The organism is Kosakonia sp. N21, from assembly GCF_050587465.1.
Classification (GTDB): Bacteria; Pseudomonadota; Gammaproteobacteria; order Enterobacterales; family Enterobacteriaceae.
Map to the genome: position 1 here is coordinate 648494 of NZ_JBOBHR010000002.1, position 14832 is coordinate 663325.

Genomic DNA, 14832 nt, shown 5'->3' on the forward strand with positions numbered 1-14832 from the left:
AAACAAGCTGTTTTCTTATGTGCCTATTAGGCTAATGCGGGTCGGCAACGGTGTAAAGGCCAGATTGTAGGCGGTGATATGAATTTTGAGGAATAAAAAACCCGCAGAAGCGGGTTAGTAGATGCTCATGGCTCAGGGGATAAAGCCAATTCTGAGGCAGGTTCCTCGGGATATAATCAGCACGATAAATTTTTGAACTGTAGTTTGGAGCTGATTAGGGTCCCATTGGGAGGTGTCAAATAAGCGACCTCGGTTCCAGGGCAGGAAGCCGTTATGCCTACCAATACCTTTCTCGCCAAGCACATCTTCGAATGAACCGCCATTCTCATTATAGATTCGCACTTCACCAGCACGAATCATCGGGCCAGCCCAAATGCGCGCACCAGGTATCGTCTGCATATCATCACACACTAAATGCTCATACCAGTTCAGCATGAAAACATATGTCCTGCTCATGATGCCTTTACGATGGCTTGTAGGCTGGATATAAGCTCCAGCGACCTGGAAACAATCTATGTCCTGGCCATCTTCAACGAAGCTATAGTTACGAAGCCCAACCCGTCCAGCGGTGACGTTATTAGCCTCATCAACGACGCCAGATCGGAGAAGTTCCTGAATAATGTCCTGCTCGTTTAGCCCGTCATCTTCGTAGTCTAAAATCATGTTGCTCAGTTCAACATCGGGGATGTTCGCACCTACACGCTCAATGAGAACGTAGCGAACGACATCATCCTCTGGTTCGATGATTTCGTGTTCTGAGATTTTGAAAAGTGACCTGGAGGCAAGGAGGAAGCCGAAACGAACAGAGCGAGTGTCCCCTGTGTGAGGCCACTCGCTCAGATCTTTTCTGTAGGATTCTATTAATGTAGGAGCCATTTCTCAGCAGAACCATTAGCTTTAATATTGCTCATGATTCTACCATTAGTATCAAAGAAACGACGAATAGAATGTTCAATAACCTCAACGAGATCGGCCATTGATCGAGCCATCTCAGGGTACTGTTTCGCAGGTTTAACAATGAAACGAACGCGATCACCAAGCAGGACTGCTTCTGCCAACGGCTTAACCGTAGCATCAGCATTGTCCACGTCATCTTTGAAGGTGACAATGAAGTGAAAATCTTCAGGCGCAGTCATCCCTTCATTGTCAAGTGTGCGCACCTGAAGCATATGCTGCTTAAAAGTGTGCGTGGCAATGATGCTGGTATGATCACGAATTGTCTGAATAGAACGTTTTTCGTTCATTACGTCGTGCATGTGTCCACCTTAGCTGTGGGCCGCATTGGCCTCTCCAGCGAAAACCGCGAAAGCATTGCTTATGCGGTCAACTAAGCCGTGGGCCACATTGGCCTCTCCGGCGTTCTCCATCAAGGGAGAAAAGGCTACGAGTATGCGTAGGTCTACATTAACTACTGACGCACTCGTCAGCAGTTGACTAAATCTACGTCATTACTCAAAAATGATCAAGCCGCTGGTTGTCAGTTACCGAGCAAACAAAGGGGGTTTGCTGGATTGTCATTGCTTTTTTGAAGCTAATTAGACATCCAAAATCATCACTTGTTGCGATGATTTGACCAATGGCACAACGTAGCACCTTGAACGTTGTGGGAAAGGATCTCACGTTTCGTTTCCTGCTTTAGCTGATCGCTATGGCTAACATAAATCGGGTTTGCAGCATCGCAAAACAACATGAGCCGGCGGCTTAATCACGCATCCAATCAGCGACAAGCTGAGCGTCAACGGTAGTATCATCCGAGCTTCGGACTGCATTGATAACGTCATTTTTCATATCCAATGTGTGCCGCAGGCGCTTTCTGTCTTCGCGCTCTGCTTTGATTTCCATTGACCGGCGAGCATCCTGGCCACCGAGATAGTAGGCGCCAGCAAGCACCATGATGACGGCTGCAGCCGTCAACAGGTACTGCCTGGCCTTAATGTAAAGGCCAAGAAGCATTACGCGATTCCCTTCTGGTATTTGCAAACCTGAGACAAGGCAATGAACACGGCAATTGCAGCTGTGGCCACACCGAACACAATCCTAATAGTGTCACCGCTGGAAATGTTGTCCTGAGCCTTATCCATTGCATGAGTGATCTGCGGATGTAAGCATCCCGGTAAACCGGACCATTCGCTTTTAGAGAATATCCAAAAAAAGGTTCAGTTATCCTCTGTGGGGCCAATGTCTGCTCCTTGCTCAAAGCTGCCTGTCAATAGCAAGGTATCGGATGCATTTTTTGTTAGAGATGACTAAGTGAAATGCAAATGGGTCGTCAAGTGAATACAAATACCCAAATGGAAGACTAAACGTGTTTGAATGCCTGTGTAGGTTATCGTAGTAACATCCTTTAGGCCAAACCGTGCTGGCTGTGAACTGGACTGACAACATCCTTAATCTGAAACCATCAAAGTAGTAATATTGCTCAAAAGACAAGACTGGCGGGAGCTACAAGGTAACACATGCTGTTAGCATACCCTTGCATTGAGCCACAAACAATCTCACTGTACCTGCCACAATTTTGCCACACCTACAACGCGCAAAATTGCACATTGGTGTTGAACAAAGTAAAACAATGCAATAGTAACTTGATGATTTCGCGAGAAAAGATGGTGCCGATAATAGGAGTCGAACCTACGACCTTCGCATTACGAATGCGCTGCTCTACCAACTGAGCTATATCGGCCCTGCGATGCGTTCACGAGCGTGAATCACGGTGTAGAAGGTTAAAACTAAGAGGGTGATGCGTCAATGCCCTTGAGAATCAAACGGCTACTTTTGCATCACCCTTCTTCAATTAAGCACGAATGGTATCGTCGCCGAAACCCACCCACTTATAAGTTGTCAGCGCTTCCAGCCCCATCGGGCCGCGCGCGTGCAGTTTCTGCGTGCTAACGGCCACTTCTGCGCCCAGGCCAAACTGCCCGCCATCGGTAAAGCGCGTGGAAGCATTCACATACACGGCAGAGGAGTCCACTTCATTCACAAAGCGATTCGCATTGCCCAGCGTGCGGGTCAGGATCGCATCAGAGTGCTGAGTGCCGTGCTGGCGAATATGATCGATGGCATCATCCAGATCGGCAACGATTTTCACGTTCAGATCCAGCGACAGAAACTCATCGTCGTACTGCTCCGCCCTTACCGCTTCGACTTTTGCCGGACCGTTTTGCAACAGCGCCAGAGCCTGTTCATCCGCATGCAGCGTCACGCCGCTTTCCGCCATCTGCTTGCTCAGCGCAGGCAGGAAAGTCTGCGCAATGCCCTTGTGCACCAGCAGCGTTTCAACGGTGTTGCAGGTGCTCGGGCGCTGGGTTTTAGCGTTAACGATCACCTTCAGCGCGGGCGCGATCTCCGCCGAGTCATCCACCAGAATATGGCACACGCCAATACCGCCAGTGATCACCGGGATCGTTGACTGCTCGCGGCACAGCTTGTGCAGGCCTGCGCCACCGCGCGGGATCAACATGTCGATGTACTTATCCATGCGCAGCATTTCATTGACCAGCGCGCGATCCGGGCTTTCAATCGCCTGAACGGCACCCGCTGGCAAACCACACTCTTCCAGCGCTTGCTGGATAACCTTCACCGTGGCCGCATTGGTGCGCCAGGTCTCTTTACCACCGCGCAGGATCGCCGCATTGCCGGTTTTCAGGCACAGCGAGGCCACATCAACAGTCACGTTAGGACGAGCTTCATAAATCACGCCAATCACGCCCAACGGCACGCGGCGACGCTCAATGCGCAGGCCGCTGTCCAGCAAACCGCCGTCGATCACCTGCCCGACCGGATCCGCAAGCTTACAGACCTGGCGCACATCGTTAGCAATACTGCTTAAGCGCGCCGGGTTCAGCGCCAGGCGATCGAGCATCGCGTCGCTCAGCCCGTTACGACGGGCTTCCAGTAGATCCTGCTCGTTTGCCAGTAAAATATCTTCCGACTGGGATTCAAGGTAATCGGCTATTTTTTCCAGCACGCGGTTTTTTTCGCGGCTGGAGAGCAATGCCAGCTTATACGATGCTGCTTTCGCAGCGATGCCCATCTGTTCCAGCATACTTCTGCTCCTTAACGGGTGATCATATCGTCGCGGTGGACAGCGACGGGGCCATACTCATAGCCCAGAATGGCGTCAATCTGCTGCGAGTGATGACCCGCAATACGGCGCAGCGCATCGCTGTTGTAACGGCTAACGCCGTGGGCGATGTCGCGGCCTTCAAGATTACGAATACGGATCACTTCACCACGGGAGAAGTTGCCTGTCACGCTTTTAATGCCTTTTGGCAGCAGCGAACTGCCGCGCTCAAGAATGGCGGCGGTAGCGCCTTCATCGACGGTGATCTCGCCCGCCGGAGGCGCACCAAAAATCCAGCGTTTACGGTTTTCAAGGGGAGATTCCTGCGCGTGGAAACGCGTGCCCACGGCAATGCCTTCCATCACATCGCCAATCACGCCAGGTTTGCTGCCAGCGGCAATAATGGTGTCGATGCCCGCACGGCACGCCACATCGGCAGCCTGCAGTTTGGTGCCCATGCCACCCGTACCAAGGCCAGAAACACTGTCACCGGCAATGGCGCGCAGCGCATCATCAATACCGTAAACATCCTGGATCAGCTCAGCATCGGGGTTATTACGCGGATCGGCGGTAAACAGCCCTTGCTGATCGGTCAGCAGCAGCAGTTTATCCGCACCGGCGAGGATTGCCGCCAGCGCCGAGAGATTATCGTTATCGCCCACTTTGATTTCAGTGGTGGCGACGGCGTCGTTTTCGTTGATCACCGGCACGATATTGTTATCCAGCAGCGCGCGCAGGGTATCGCGAGCGTTGAGGAAACGTTCACGGTCTTCCATATCGGCGCGGGTCAACAACATCTGACCAACGTGGATGCCATAAATGGAAAACATCTGTTCCCACAGTTGAATCAAACGGCTCTGCCCTACCGCCGCCAGCAACTGTTTAGAAGCGATGGTCGCAGGCAGCTCCGGGTAACCGAGGTGCTCGCGCCCGGCGGCAATCGCGCCGGAAGTCACAATTACAATACGATGCCCGGCGGCATGCTGCTGCGCACACTGGCGTACCAGCTCCACAATATGGGCGCGGTTCAGGCGACGGGAACCGCCTGTTAAAACACTGGTGCCGAGTTTTACCACCAGCGTCTGGCTGTCACTCATGATTCTCTGCCGTTTATAAGGAAAATTTACGATAACTGAATGTAATCAGACGTTGTAACAGGACTCAAGGCGCTTGCCAACTGCCAGTGTAAATAGCCTCACGTTTGTTGCGCGGGATCAGCAAGCCTAACGGCGGGATTTGACACTTTTATGGCAAACACAAAAAAACATACATTTTTAAAAATATTCTGAATTTGTCATAAATCTTTAATTTCGCAGCGTTACAACCCTTTCTGTTTTTTCACGGGGCCAAAAGACCCAGCGAATATTAGCGCGTTTGTTAAATCAGGAACTTAAAATGAAGAAGAGCACTCTGGCATTAATGGTGATGAGCGTTGTCGCATCTGCTTCTGTTCACGCAGCAGAAGTGTATAACAAAAACGGCAACAAACTGGACGTGTACGGCAAAGTGAAAGCCGAGCACTACTTCAGTGACGATACCAGCAACGACGGTGACAAAACTTACGTGCGTTTCGGCTTCAAAGGCGAAACTCAGATTAACGATCAGCTGACCGGTTTTGGTCGCTGGGAAGCTGAATTTGCGGGCAACAACGACGAAACAACGTCAGGTCAGAAAACCCGTCTGGCGTTTGCTGGTCTGAAAATCAAAGATTTTGGTTCTCTCGACTACGGTCGTAACCTGGGCGTGCTGTACGACGTAGCCTCCGTTACCGATATGTTCCCGGAATTCGGCGGCGACTCCCTGACCCGTACCGACAACTTTATGACCAAACGCGCCACCGGCGTTGCAACTTACCGCAATACCGACTTCTTCGGTGCCATTAATGGTCTGGATATGACCCTGCAATACCAGGGTAAAAACGAAAACGGCCGCAGCAGCGTCATCAAACAGAATGGCGACGGCTGGGGTACTTCTCTGGCTTATGACTTCGGCGGTAGCCCGGTTACCCTTATCGGTGCCTATGCTAACTCTGACCGTACCAACGCACAGAACACCAGCCTGGCGCTGGGCCGTGGCGAGAAAGCCGAAGCCTGGGCAACTGGCGTGAAATACGACGCAAACAATCTGTACCTCGCCACCATGTACGCCGTGTCTTACAACATGACACCGGTCTCTTCTACTCGCGGCTTTGCTAACAAAGCGCAGAACTTTGAAGCCGTGGTCCAGTACCAGTTCGACTTCGGTCTGCGTCCGTCCCTGGGCTACGTCCTGACCAAGGGTAAAGACATGGAAAACGGCATTGGCGACGAAGATCTGGTTAACTACATCGACGTTGGCGCAACGTACTACTTCAACAAAAACTTCTCGGCAATGGTTGACTACAAAATAAACCAGATCAAAAGCGACAACAAACTGGGCATTGCTGACGACGACATCGTGGCTGTTGGCGTGACTTACCAGTTCTAAGTTGTTCTACCCGTTACACCCTCGTTATATGAAATGCCCTCGCAAGAGGGCATTTATTTAACCGGATTCGGTACACGCTGGCGCATGCCAGTCCCGGCCCGATACGCATGCTGCGATCGGGCTTTTTTTTATGGAGGGCGTTACGCGGGGAGTTTCAGGTTTTCTTTGAAGTTTTCAGCGGGTTCGAGCTTCAGCTCAAGTGAAGCCAGCATATCGCGTGCGCGTTCATGGAATTCGCGCAGCGTGTGCTCCAGACGATCGAGCACTTCCTGATCTTTAATCGCGGTGGGTTTCCACTGGCCTTCTTTGTCAAACAGGCCGAACTGATAGCGATAGGTAAAACGGCCTTGCTGCGCTTCCATTTCCATCCACCAACCCCAGAATTCACGCTTCTCCGGTGCCGGTTTTACGTTGACGCAAACGGCCAGGCAATCAAAGAAAAAGCGGTTATCTTCGCACTGCTCTTCGCGGATATAAGGCCCAAGCGCAGTAAATTTTTTGATCAATCTGCTTTTCGGATGTCCACTCGGTAACGTCATTGCGATCTCCTTTTGTGAAGCAACTGTTTTACCAAACCAATAGAATTTATCAATCTATTAACGGAAATGGTGGTCGATCCATCCGGTTATTTGTTGCAACGCCTTATCAAAATTGCGATACACCGGGTTAAACGGGATCTCTAACAGTTTGCCATCACAAGATGACGAGGTGATTAACCGCGACTCCTCTTCCGGGCTGAACGGATCATTTTGCCAGAAGCCGGAAAGCATCGGCGTTGGGCAGCGTCGGCCCAGCAAGCCCTGGGTTTTTAGCGAATAACGGTTCAATTCCACGCGCAACGCTTCGTCAGACGCATCATGCATACCCAGCCGGCTGGCCAGCACATCCAGGTACATCTCCGGGACTTTACCCTGCCGTAACGGCTCATTCAGCAGCGCGTGCACCACCGGGCCAAGACAGGCCACCGCTTTTAGACGGTGCGCTTCCAGATACGCCAGACGCACCGCCACGTTAGCGCCAAAACGGAAGCCAAACGCTGCAACCCGCGTGTGATCCACCCAGGGAATATTCGGCAGGGCCTGCAACACATGCTGATGCAGCAGGCTGGACTCCTGGGTCAATTTCCACTTTGAGGAGAAACCTACAGACGGCATGTCCAGCGTCAGCATCGCCATACCCTGCGGCGCGAAATAGCGCTCATAAAGGGTGTAATAATCGCTTTGCAGGCTGTCCAGCCCGCCGCACATCAATACCGTCGGGAAAGGTCCTTCGCCGGGCGGCATATGCAAAAAGCCGGTCACCGGCGCACCGCCGGGGATGGCAAACTCCATCTCTTTAATGGTGCCGGGTAAACGCTGCGCGGCTTCTTCATAGGCGCGATTGGCCAATGCCTGCGCCTGCTCGGCAAGCATATCGCCTTTGATATGGGGGTAGGCGGCAATGCTGTACAAACTACAGGCATGCAGCCAGTGGCGACCGCTTACGTCGACACGCTCTTCCTGCATCGCTTTTTGCTGCCAGAGCATCGCCTGCACGGACCACTCATAGATCCAGTTGCCATTGCGATAGCCCACCACCGTATCGTACAACTCCGGTTCGGTGCGCTCGGCCTGAGACATCACGATACGCGCCTGCACTTCGAGGATCTCCCGCGCGTCCACGCCGCGCCAGATCCACATCAGCCGGTTTAGCATGCGATACCAGTGCGGTACGTTTTTGCCATCCAGCGTGGATTGCACCTGCGGCTGCGTGCCCGGGTTAAAACGGCGCACCAGCGTAGACGTTTCCGGATGCTTAAAGCGGGGTTTGAACAGGGTTTCGCTGAGATTTGACTGTGACATTGTACGCAGCCTCCATGTATCTATCACTGGAGGTTATTGTAACCTGTTGCGCGCTGAAAAGAACAACGCCCGGTCAAACCGGGCGTTAGCAGAACGTGCGCAGGGAATTAGCGGCCGCTGATTGGCGGTACAAAGACCACGCCCATATCCCACGGTTGCTCAATCCAGGTATCCTGAGGAATATCAATCACATAATCATCAACCAGCGGACGACCAGCCGGTTTAGCGAAAATGGTCACAAAATGCGCTTTAGGATACATTTCACGGATAGCCACCGCCGTGCCGCCCGTGTCCACCAGATCGTCAATCACGATAAAGCCTTCACCGTCGCCTTCCGCGCGTTTCAGCACTGTCAGCTCACGCTGATTATCGTGGTCATAGCTGGAGATGCATACGGTATCAACATGACGAATGCCCAGTTCACGCGCCAGCAATGCACCCGGCACCAGACCGCCGCGGCTAACGGCGATAATGCCTTTCCATTGTTCAGAAGGCATCAGTCGGGCGGCCAGTTTGCGTGCGTGAATCTGCAACATGTCCCAGGTGACGACGTATTTTTCGCTCATGTGAAGTGTCCCAGCCTGTGTTTTACGGCTTAAAAAGTATTCTAGGGGGAAATAGGTTGCGCGAGATTATAGAGATCTGAAGCGGTAAAAACCAGTGTTACCCGGCAATGCAGGTGCTTTTTACATCTTCCTGTGCTCGCAAACAGACAATAAGTGTTATTCTCAACGCCATCTCGCAAGGTCTCTTGCGACGTCGTTTATTTAACCCTGTGACCTGTAAGGCAATGTTTAGCAGGTCCTTTGTAAGGAGACTCATTGTGTCTGAACTGTCTCAACTATCTCCACAACCGCTGTGGGATATTTTTGCCAACATTTGCGCCATTCCTCACCCGTCCTACCACGAAGAACAGCTGGCCGAACACATCATGGGTTGGGCAAAGGAAAAAGGCTTGCACGCGGAGCGCGACCAGGTTGGCAACATCCTGATCCGTAAACCCGCTACGGCCGGAATGGAAAACCGTAAACCGGTAGTATTGCAGGCGCACCTGGACATGGTGCCGCAGAAAAACAACGACACGGTGCACGATTTCACCACCGATCCGATTCGCCCGTATGTCGATGGCGAATGGGTGAAAGCCCGCGGCACCACGCTCGGTGCGGATAACGGCATCGGTATGGCTTCCGCGCTGGCGGTGCTGGCGGATAACAGCGTTGAGCACGGTCCGCTGGAAGTGCTGCTGACCATGACCGAAGAAGCGGGCATGGATGGCGCGTTCGGTTTACAGCCCAACTGGCTGCAGGCCGATATCCTGATTAACACCGACTCTGAAGAAGAGGGTGAAATCTACATGGGTTGCGCGGGCGGCATCGACTTTATCACCGACCTGCCGCTGACCCGTGAAGCCGTTCCGGCAGGTTTCGCGACGTTTACCCTGACGCTGAAAGGCTTGAAAGGCGGTCACTCCGGCGCGGAAATCCATGTCGGTCTGGGCAACGCCAACAAACTGCTGGTGCGCTTCCTTGCTGGTCATGCGCAAGAGCTGGATCTGCGTCTGCTGGATTTCACAGGCGGCACCCTGCGCAACGCCATTCCGCGTGAAGCCATCGCCACCGTGGCAGTACCGGCGGATAAAGCTGAGGAACTGAAAACACTGGCCAACGACTATCTGGCGATCCTGCAGAACGAACTGGAAATGAAAGAGAAAAACCTGACCGTTCTGCTGGCGAGCGCAAGCAGCGATAAAGCCGCGCTGACCACCGCGTCGCGCGATACCTTTATCCGTCTGCTGAATGCCATGCCGAATGGCGTGATCCGCAACTCGGATGTCGCCAAAGGTGTGGTGGAAACCTCCCTCAACGTGGGCGTGGTCACGCTGGCGGATAACAATGCTGAGATCGTCTGCCTGATCCGTTCGCTGGTAGATACCGGTAAAGATTATGTGGTGAGCATGCTGGAATCGCTGGGCGCGCTGGCGGGTGCAACAACCCACCCGAAAGGCGGTTACCCTGGCTGGCAGCCGGATGCGCATTCACCGGTGATGGCGCTGGTGCGTGAAACCTATCAACGTCTGTTCAACAAAACCCCGAACATTCAGGTGATCCACGCCGGTCTGGAGTGTGGTCTGTTCAAAAAACCGTATCCGAATATGGATATGGTGTCGATTGGGCCAACCATTACCGGCCCGCACTCTCCGGATGAGCAAGTGCATATTGAAAGCGTGGGCCACTACTGGACCCTGCTGACCGAACTGCTGAAAGCCATTCCGGCGAAATAAGCCTGCTGTCCGCGCCGCCCGGCGCGGACATTTTCCTCACCGCTTATAGCTCTCACAGAAAGGCATTTTGCCCGGCATGCCTTTTTTCATTTGGGCGATTTAGACATTTCTGTTGCTATCTCATTAAAAGCACTGACATAAAACTTCATCGCTAATTCAGCTACAACCCTGGGTTCTTCCACGCCTTCACACTGTTTTGACCTGCTCCCCGGTTATTGATGCACTATAGCCCCAACACCAGTTGTCGCTCGAGTTGGGGATCGAGCAGAGTGACATGCAACCCCACCAGCCGGACACCACGCCCGCCGCGGCGCTCATCCCAGGTCTTACGCGCGGTTGTCAGCAGATCCTCTTTATTTAAACGCGGCCAGACATGCTCCTGAGTGGTGAGCTGAAAATCATTAAATTTCAGTTTTACGCCCTGGCGGGCAATTAACAGATCCGGTTTAACTTTCGCCAGCCGTCTTTCCAGCTCGGGATATAAATGCTCAATAATCGCCTCGCACTCTTCCCAATGATGAATATCCTCCGCCAGCGTACGTTCCACGCCGACCGATTTACGCAGGCGCTCACTGTTTATTTCCCGCTCATCAATCCCCTGGCTGCGTTCCCATAATATGCGGCCAAACTTTCCAAAGCGTTTGAGCAGCATCGCCAGATTGCTGTTTTGCACATCCTCGCAGGTGCGCAAGCCCATGCTTTCCAGCTTTGCCGCCGACACTTTTCCGACACCGGGGATTTTGCTGAGTGACAGCGTACGCAAAAACGCGGGCACCTCCGCTGGCGTGATCACATATTGTCCGTTGGGTTTATTGAGATCGGAGGCGATCTTGGCAAGAAATTTTACCGGCGCGACGCCCGCTGAGGCGGTCAGTTGCGTCTCGGTAAAAATAGCCTGACGGATCTCCTGCGCCATCAGCGTTGCCGAGCCGTGGCAGTGCGGGCTGTCGGTTACATCCAGATAGGCTTCGTCCAGCGAAAGCGGTTCGATAAGCGCAGTGTAACGGGAAAAGATCTCACGGATTTGGTTGGAGGCTTCTTTATAGGCATCGAAACGCCCCGGTAACAAAGTGAGGTGCGGGCAGAGTTTTAACGCCATCGCCGTTGGCATGGCGCTGCGTACGCCAAATTTGCGCGCCGGATAATTGGCGGTGCTGATAACGCCACGTTTAACGCGGCTGCCGCCAATGGCGATGGGAATATCGCGCAGGGCCGGGTTGTCGCGCATTTCTACCGCCGCGAAAAAGCAGTCCATATCGACATGAATGATTTTGCGCATGCGTACGCCCTCACAGAACACTGGATAAGTATACAGCACATTCAAATGAAATGAGAAGCCAGCGCGAAAAACGGGGAGATAACTCACGATCTCGCTGTTAATTCAGCGTTTATGCGAACAGAATAACCGGCAAGCAAACGGCAAACGAACACAAAATCATTTGCGCTGCATCGCTGTAGCAGGTCAGCAAAGAGGTAGCGGAAGAATGACGTGTTATACACAAAATCATTCTCGCTGCATCGCGGCGGCAAGGCTGAGCATCCCCGGGAGCTTACACAAGTCAGTGACCGGGGTGCGAAGGCGCAGCCAACAAAGAGGTAGCGGAAGAATGACGTGTTATACACAAAATCATTCGCGCTACGTCGCGGCGGCAAGGCTGAGCATCCCCGGGAGCTTACACAAGTCAGTGACCGGGGTGCGAAGGCGCAGCCAACAAAGAGGTAGCGTGAAGGATGACGTGTATTGGGGCTTGCGAAAAAATGCCGTAATGCTAATGTGGGCGCTCCAAAACAGAATAGTCTGAATTTTGGGCGTCTTTTGCCGTCCTGGCAATGTGGTATTAGCTTTATCAAGGAAACAAGTAGTATGCGCAAAATCGCATTATTTATTGCGATGCTTCTGATTCCGTGCGTCTCGTTTGCTGGCCTGGTGAGCAGCAATGGTTCAATCACGCCGGTCAGCAAAGAATATAAGCAGCAGTTGATGGGGTCGCCGGTTTATATCCAAATCTTCAAAGAAGAGCGCACCCTTGATCTTTACGTCAAAATGGGCGAGCAGTACCAGTTGCTGGACAGCTATAAAATTTGTAACTACTCCGGCGGGTTAGGCCCCAAGCAGCGCCAGGGGGATTTTAAAAGCCCGGAAGGGTTCTACTCCGTGCAGCGCAACCAGCTCAAGCCGGACAGCCGTTTTTATAAAGCCATCAATATTGGTTTTCCGAACAATTATGACCGGGCGCACGGCTATGAAGGCAAATACCTGATGATCCACGGTGCCTGCGTTTCGATTGGCTGCTATGCCATGACGGACTCAAACATAGACGAGATCTTCCAGTTTGTCACCGCCGCGCTGGTGTTCGGGCAACCGAATGTGCAGTTGAGCATTTACCCGTTCCGCATGACCGATGCCAATATGCAGCGTCATAAATATTCAACCTATGCGGATTTCTGGAAGCAGTTGAAGCCCGGCTACGACTATTTCGCCGCCACCCACCAGCCGCCGGTTGTCTCGGTTGTGGATGGCCGCTACGTGGTAAACAAACCGCTCAACACATCGACGCAGCCGCAGCTGGCGTCAAACTACACGCTCCCCCAGGCAAAATAACGCCCACTCGCCTGGCATAATCTTGTGCCAGGTTTCATTGCCGGTTAGCGGTTGTGTGGCAATCACGGTAACCACATCATTGGGTGTGGTTTCCCGCTGAAAATCGATCTCCACATCCTGATCCAGCAGTTTCGCCACACCAAACGGCGCGCGACGCGTGATCCAGAACAGATTGGTGGAGCAGAACGCCATCACATAGCGCCCGTCCGATAGCAGCATATTGAAAACGCCCTTCTCCCGCAGTTCCGTCGCCAGCGCCGCAATGTACTTAAAGACCGCCGTCATGTTGCCCGGCGTACGCGGGTAACGCTCCGTCAACTTATGCAGTAACCAGCAGAAGGCTTTTTCGCTGTCGGTCTCCCCTACCGGACGAAAATTACCGGTTTCCAGCGACTTATAACCGGTAAGCTGCCCGTTATGGGCATAGGTCCAGTTACGGCCCCACAGTTCGCGGGTAAACGGATGGGTATTTTCCAGCGCCACTTCGCCACGGTTTGCCTGCCGAATATGGGCAATCACCGAGCAGGATTTGATGGGGTAGTCCTGCACCAGTTTAGCGATGGGGGAATTAAAGCTGGGTTGCGGATCTTTAAACGTGCGGCAGCCTTTGCCTTCATAGAAGGTGATGCCCCAGCCGTCTTTATGCGGCCCGGTGCCGCCGCCGCGCTGAACAAGCCCGGTAAAACTAAAGCAAATATCGGTTGGCACATTGGCGCTCATCCCGAGCAGTTCGCACATACACACCCCCACACAGCGCCCTTACCAGAGAAGGCGTAATTGTTCAGTCAGTTTGGGCACGGACAGCACACAGAAACCGGAGCGTACACGCAGTACGTGAGGATTTCGGGCACTGCCCGGGGTCAAAATGGCAAATAAAGTCGCCGTCTTGATTAAGCTTTAACCATCTCTTTTTCGATCAACTGAATCAGGATATGAATCACTTTAATGTGAATCTCCTGAATACGATCGGCATAACCAAAATGCGGCACGCGAATTTCGATGTCCGCCGTACCGGCCATTTTGCCGCCGTCTTTACCGGTCAGGGTGATCACTTTCATGCCTTTCTCACGCGCTGCGGCAATCGCTTTGATCACGTTGCCGGAGTTGCCGGAAGTGGAAATCCCCAGCAGCACGTCGCCTTCACGGCCTACAGCTTCGACATAGCGCGAGAAAACATAATCGTAACCGAAGTCATTGCTGACGCAGGAGAGATGGCTGACGTCGGAAATCGCAATCGCCGGGTAGCCAGGGCGGTTTTCGCGATAGCGCCCGGTCAGCTCTTCTGCAAAGTGCATGGCGTCGCAATGCGAGCCGCCGTTACCACAGGACAACACCTTGCCGCCGGCTTTAAAGCTGTCCGCCAGCAAGACCGCCGCGCGCTGAATAGCGTGAATATTGGCATCATCTTTCAGAAAATTCGCCAGCGTTTCCGCCGCTTCATTCAGTTCGTTACGAATCAGATCCTGGTACATGAGGATATCCTTCAGCATAAATGTAAATAACACCGGGCAGTTTACCGGATAGCATGCCGGGCGAGAAGCTAAAGCCTTACCTGCTACCGGGGGTTTTCATTTTCCGT

Annotated in this window: 14 protein-coding genes and 1 tRNA gene; 3 read left to right on the forward strand and 12 right to left on the reverse strand. The window is 52.9% G+C overall.

Going from position 1 to position 14832, the window contains the following annotated elements; translation table 11 throughout:
• Positions 1-132: 132 nt before the first annotated feature.
• From ACQ3G7_RS06770 to proB, 6 genes are all read right to left on the reverse strand, one after another.
• Positions 133-876 carry a hypothetical protein gene (locus ACQ3G7_RS06770; RefSeq protein WP_098066955.1) on the reverse strand — a complete coding sequence of 248 codons (744 nt, stop codon included), beginning with the start codon at positions 874-876 and terminating at the stop codon, positions 133-135.
• A complete protein-coding gene (locus tag ACQ3G7_RS06775) occupies positions 861-1256 on the reverse strand; it encodes a hypothetical protein (protein ID WP_098066956.1) in 396 nt (131 codons plus the stop codon). The genes ACQ3G7_RS06770 and ACQ3G7_RS06775 overlap by 16 nt, the downstream gene beginning before the upstream one ends.
• A gap of 445 nt (positions 1257-1701) precedes the next feature.
• Positions 1702-1953 (reverse strand): hypothetical protein, encoded by a 252-nt coding sequence (locus ACQ3G7_RS06780; protein WP_430889285.1) that lies wholly within the window; start codon positions 1951-1953, stop codon positions 1702-1704.
• A 651-nt stretch (positions 1954-2604) separates the two neighbouring features.
• A tRNA-Thr gene (locus ACQ3G7_RS06785) sits at positions 2605-2680 on the reverse strand.
• Positions 2681-2791: 111 nt separating this feature from the next.
• On the reverse strand, positions 2792-4045 hold the full coding sequence (gene proA / locus ACQ3G7_RS06790; RefSeq protein WP_430889286.1) for a glutamate-5-semialdehyde dehydrogenase: 1254 nt from the start codon (positions 4043-4045) through the stop codon (positions 2792-2794).
• An 11-nt stretch (positions 4046-4056) separates the two neighbouring features.
• Positions 4057-5160: a glutamate 5-kinase gene (gene proB / locus ACQ3G7_RS06795; RefSeq protein ID WP_263097917.1), complete on the reverse strand. Its 1104-nt coding sequence runs from the start codon at positions 5158-5160 to the stop codon at positions 4057-4059.
• A 298-nt stretch (positions 5161-5458) separates the two neighbouring features.
• Here proB and phoE point away from each other — a divergent pair, with 298 nt between their 5' ends.
• Positions 5459-6529: a phosphoporin PhoE gene (gene phoE / locus ACQ3G7_RS06800; RefSeq protein ID WP_430889287.1), complete on the forward strand. Its 1071-nt coding sequence runs from the start codon at positions 5459-5461 to the stop codon at positions 6527-6529.
• 140 nt (positions 6530-6669) lie between these two features.
• Here the strand turns inward: phoE and crl are convergent, their stop codons facing one another.
• The 3 genes from crl to gpt form a co-directional block, all read right to left on the reverse strand.
• The gene (crl, locus tag ACQ3G7_RS06805) at positions 6670-7068 is read right to left on the reverse strand and encodes a sigma factor-binding protein Crl (RefSeq protein WP_430889288.1); all 399 of its coding nucleotides are present in this window, start codon (positions 7066-7068) and stop codon (positions 6670-6672) included.
• Positions 7069-7125: 57 nt separating this feature from the next.
• Positions 7126-8370 carry an esterase FrsA gene (gene frsA, locus ACQ3G7_RS06810; RefSeq protein ID WP_430889289.1) on the reverse strand — a complete coding sequence of 415 codons (1245 nt, stop codon included), beginning with the start codon at positions 8368-8370 and terminating at the stop codon, positions 7126-7128.
• A gap of 107 nt (positions 8371-8477) precedes the next feature.
• Positions 8478-8936: a xanthine phosphoribosyltransferase gene (gpt, locus tag ACQ3G7_RS06815; protein ID WP_010427903.1), complete on the reverse strand. Its 459-nt coding sequence runs from the start codon at positions 8934-8936 to the stop codon at positions 8478-8480.
• A 257-nt stretch (positions 8937-9193) separates the two neighbouring features.
• On the opposite strand from gpt, the gene pepD reads away from it, so the two are divergent.
• A complete protein-coding gene (gene pepD, locus ACQ3G7_RS06820) occupies positions 9194-10651 on the forward strand; it encodes a cytosol nonspecific dipeptidase (protein ID WP_430889290.1) in 1458 nt (485 codons plus the stop codon).
• 223 nt (positions 10652-10874) lie between these two features.
• Here the strand turns inward: pepD and dinB are convergent, their stop codons facing one another.
• The gene (dinB, locus tag ACQ3G7_RS06825) at positions 10875-11930 is read right to left on the reverse strand and encodes a DNA polymerase IV (protein WP_430889291.1); all 1056 of its coding nucleotides are present in this window, start codon (positions 11928-11930) and stop codon (positions 10875-10877) included.
• Between the two features lie 585 nt (positions 11931-12515).
• On the opposite strand from dinB, the gene dpaA reads away from it, so the two are divergent.
• A complete protein-coding gene (gene dpaA, locus ACQ3G7_RS06830) occupies positions 12516-13253 on the forward strand; it encodes a peptidoglycan meso-diaminopimelic acid protein amidase (RefSeq protein WP_430889292.1) in 738 nt (245 codons plus the stop codon).
• On the opposite strand, the gene ACQ3G7_RS06835 is transcribed toward dpaA, so the two are convergent.
• Entirely contained in the window at positions 13224-13991 is a 768-nt protein-coding gene (locus ACQ3G7_RS06835) for a class II glutamine amidotransferase (protein ID WP_263097925.1), read from the reverse strand. The genes dpaA and ACQ3G7_RS06835 overlap by 30 nt on opposite strands.
• Before the next feature lie 152 nt (positions 13992-14143).
• Positions 14144-14725, reverse strand: a complete 582-nt coding sequence (lpcA, locus tag ACQ3G7_RS06840) for a D-sedoheptulose 7-phosphate isomerase (RefSeq protein ID WP_430889293.1) — start codon at positions 14723-14725, stop codon at positions 14144-14146.
• Positions 14726-14832: the final 107 nt, after the last annotated feature.

Excerpts from the sequence above, each read along its gene's own strand:
- ACQ3G7_RS06770 (WP_098066955.1), bottom strand. The coding sequence starts at position 876 with ATGGCTCCTACATTAATAGAATCCTACAGAAAAGATCTGAGCGAGTGG.
- ACQ3G7_RS06775 (WP_098066956.1), bottom strand. The coding sequence starts at position 1,256 with ATGCACGACGTAATGAACGAAAAACGTTCTATTCAGACAATTCGTGAT.
- ACQ3G7_RS06780 (WP_430889285.1), bottom strand. The coding sequence starts at position 1,953 with ATGCTTCTTGGCCTTTACATTAAGGCCAGGCAGTACCTGTTGACGGCT.
- proA (WP_430889286.1), bottom strand. The coding sequence starts at position 4,045 with ATGCTGGAACAGATGGGCATCGCTGCGAAAGCAGCATCGTATAAGCTG.
- proB (WP_263097917.1), bottom strand. The coding sequence starts at position 5,160 with ATGAGTGACAGCCAGACGCTGGTGGTAAAACTCGGCACCAGTGTTTTA.
- phoE (WP_430889287.1), top strand. The coding sequence starts at position 5,459 with ATGAAGAAGAGCACTCTGGCATTAATGGTGATGAGCGTTGTCGCATCT.
- crl (WP_430889288.1), bottom strand. The coding sequence starts at position 7,068 with ATGACGTTACCGAGTGGACATCCGAAAAGCAGATTGATCAAAAAATTT.
- frsA (WP_430889289.1), bottom strand. The coding sequence starts at position 8,370 with ATGTCACAGTCAAATCTCAGCGAAACCCTGTTCAAACCCCGCTTTAAG.
- gpt (WP_010427903.1), bottom strand. The coding sequence starts at position 8,936 with ATGAGCGAAAAATACGTCGTCACCTGGGACATGTTGCAGATTCACGCA.
- dinB (WP_430889291.1), bottom strand. The coding sequence starts at position 11,930 with ATGCGCAAAATCATTCATGTCGATATGGACTGCTTTTTCGCGGCGGTA.
- dpaA (WP_430889292.1), top strand. The coding sequence starts at position 12,516 with ATGCGCAAAATCGCATTATTTATTGCGATGCTTCTGATTCCGTGCGTC.
- ACQ3G7_RS06835 (WP_263097925.1), bottom strand. The coding sequence starts at position 13,991 with ATGTGCGAACTGCTCGGGATGAGCGCCAATGTGCCAACCGATATTTGC.
- lpcA (WP_430889293.1), bottom strand. The coding sequence starts at position 14,725 with ATGTACCAGGATCTGATTCGTAACGAACTGAATGAAGCGGCGGAAACG.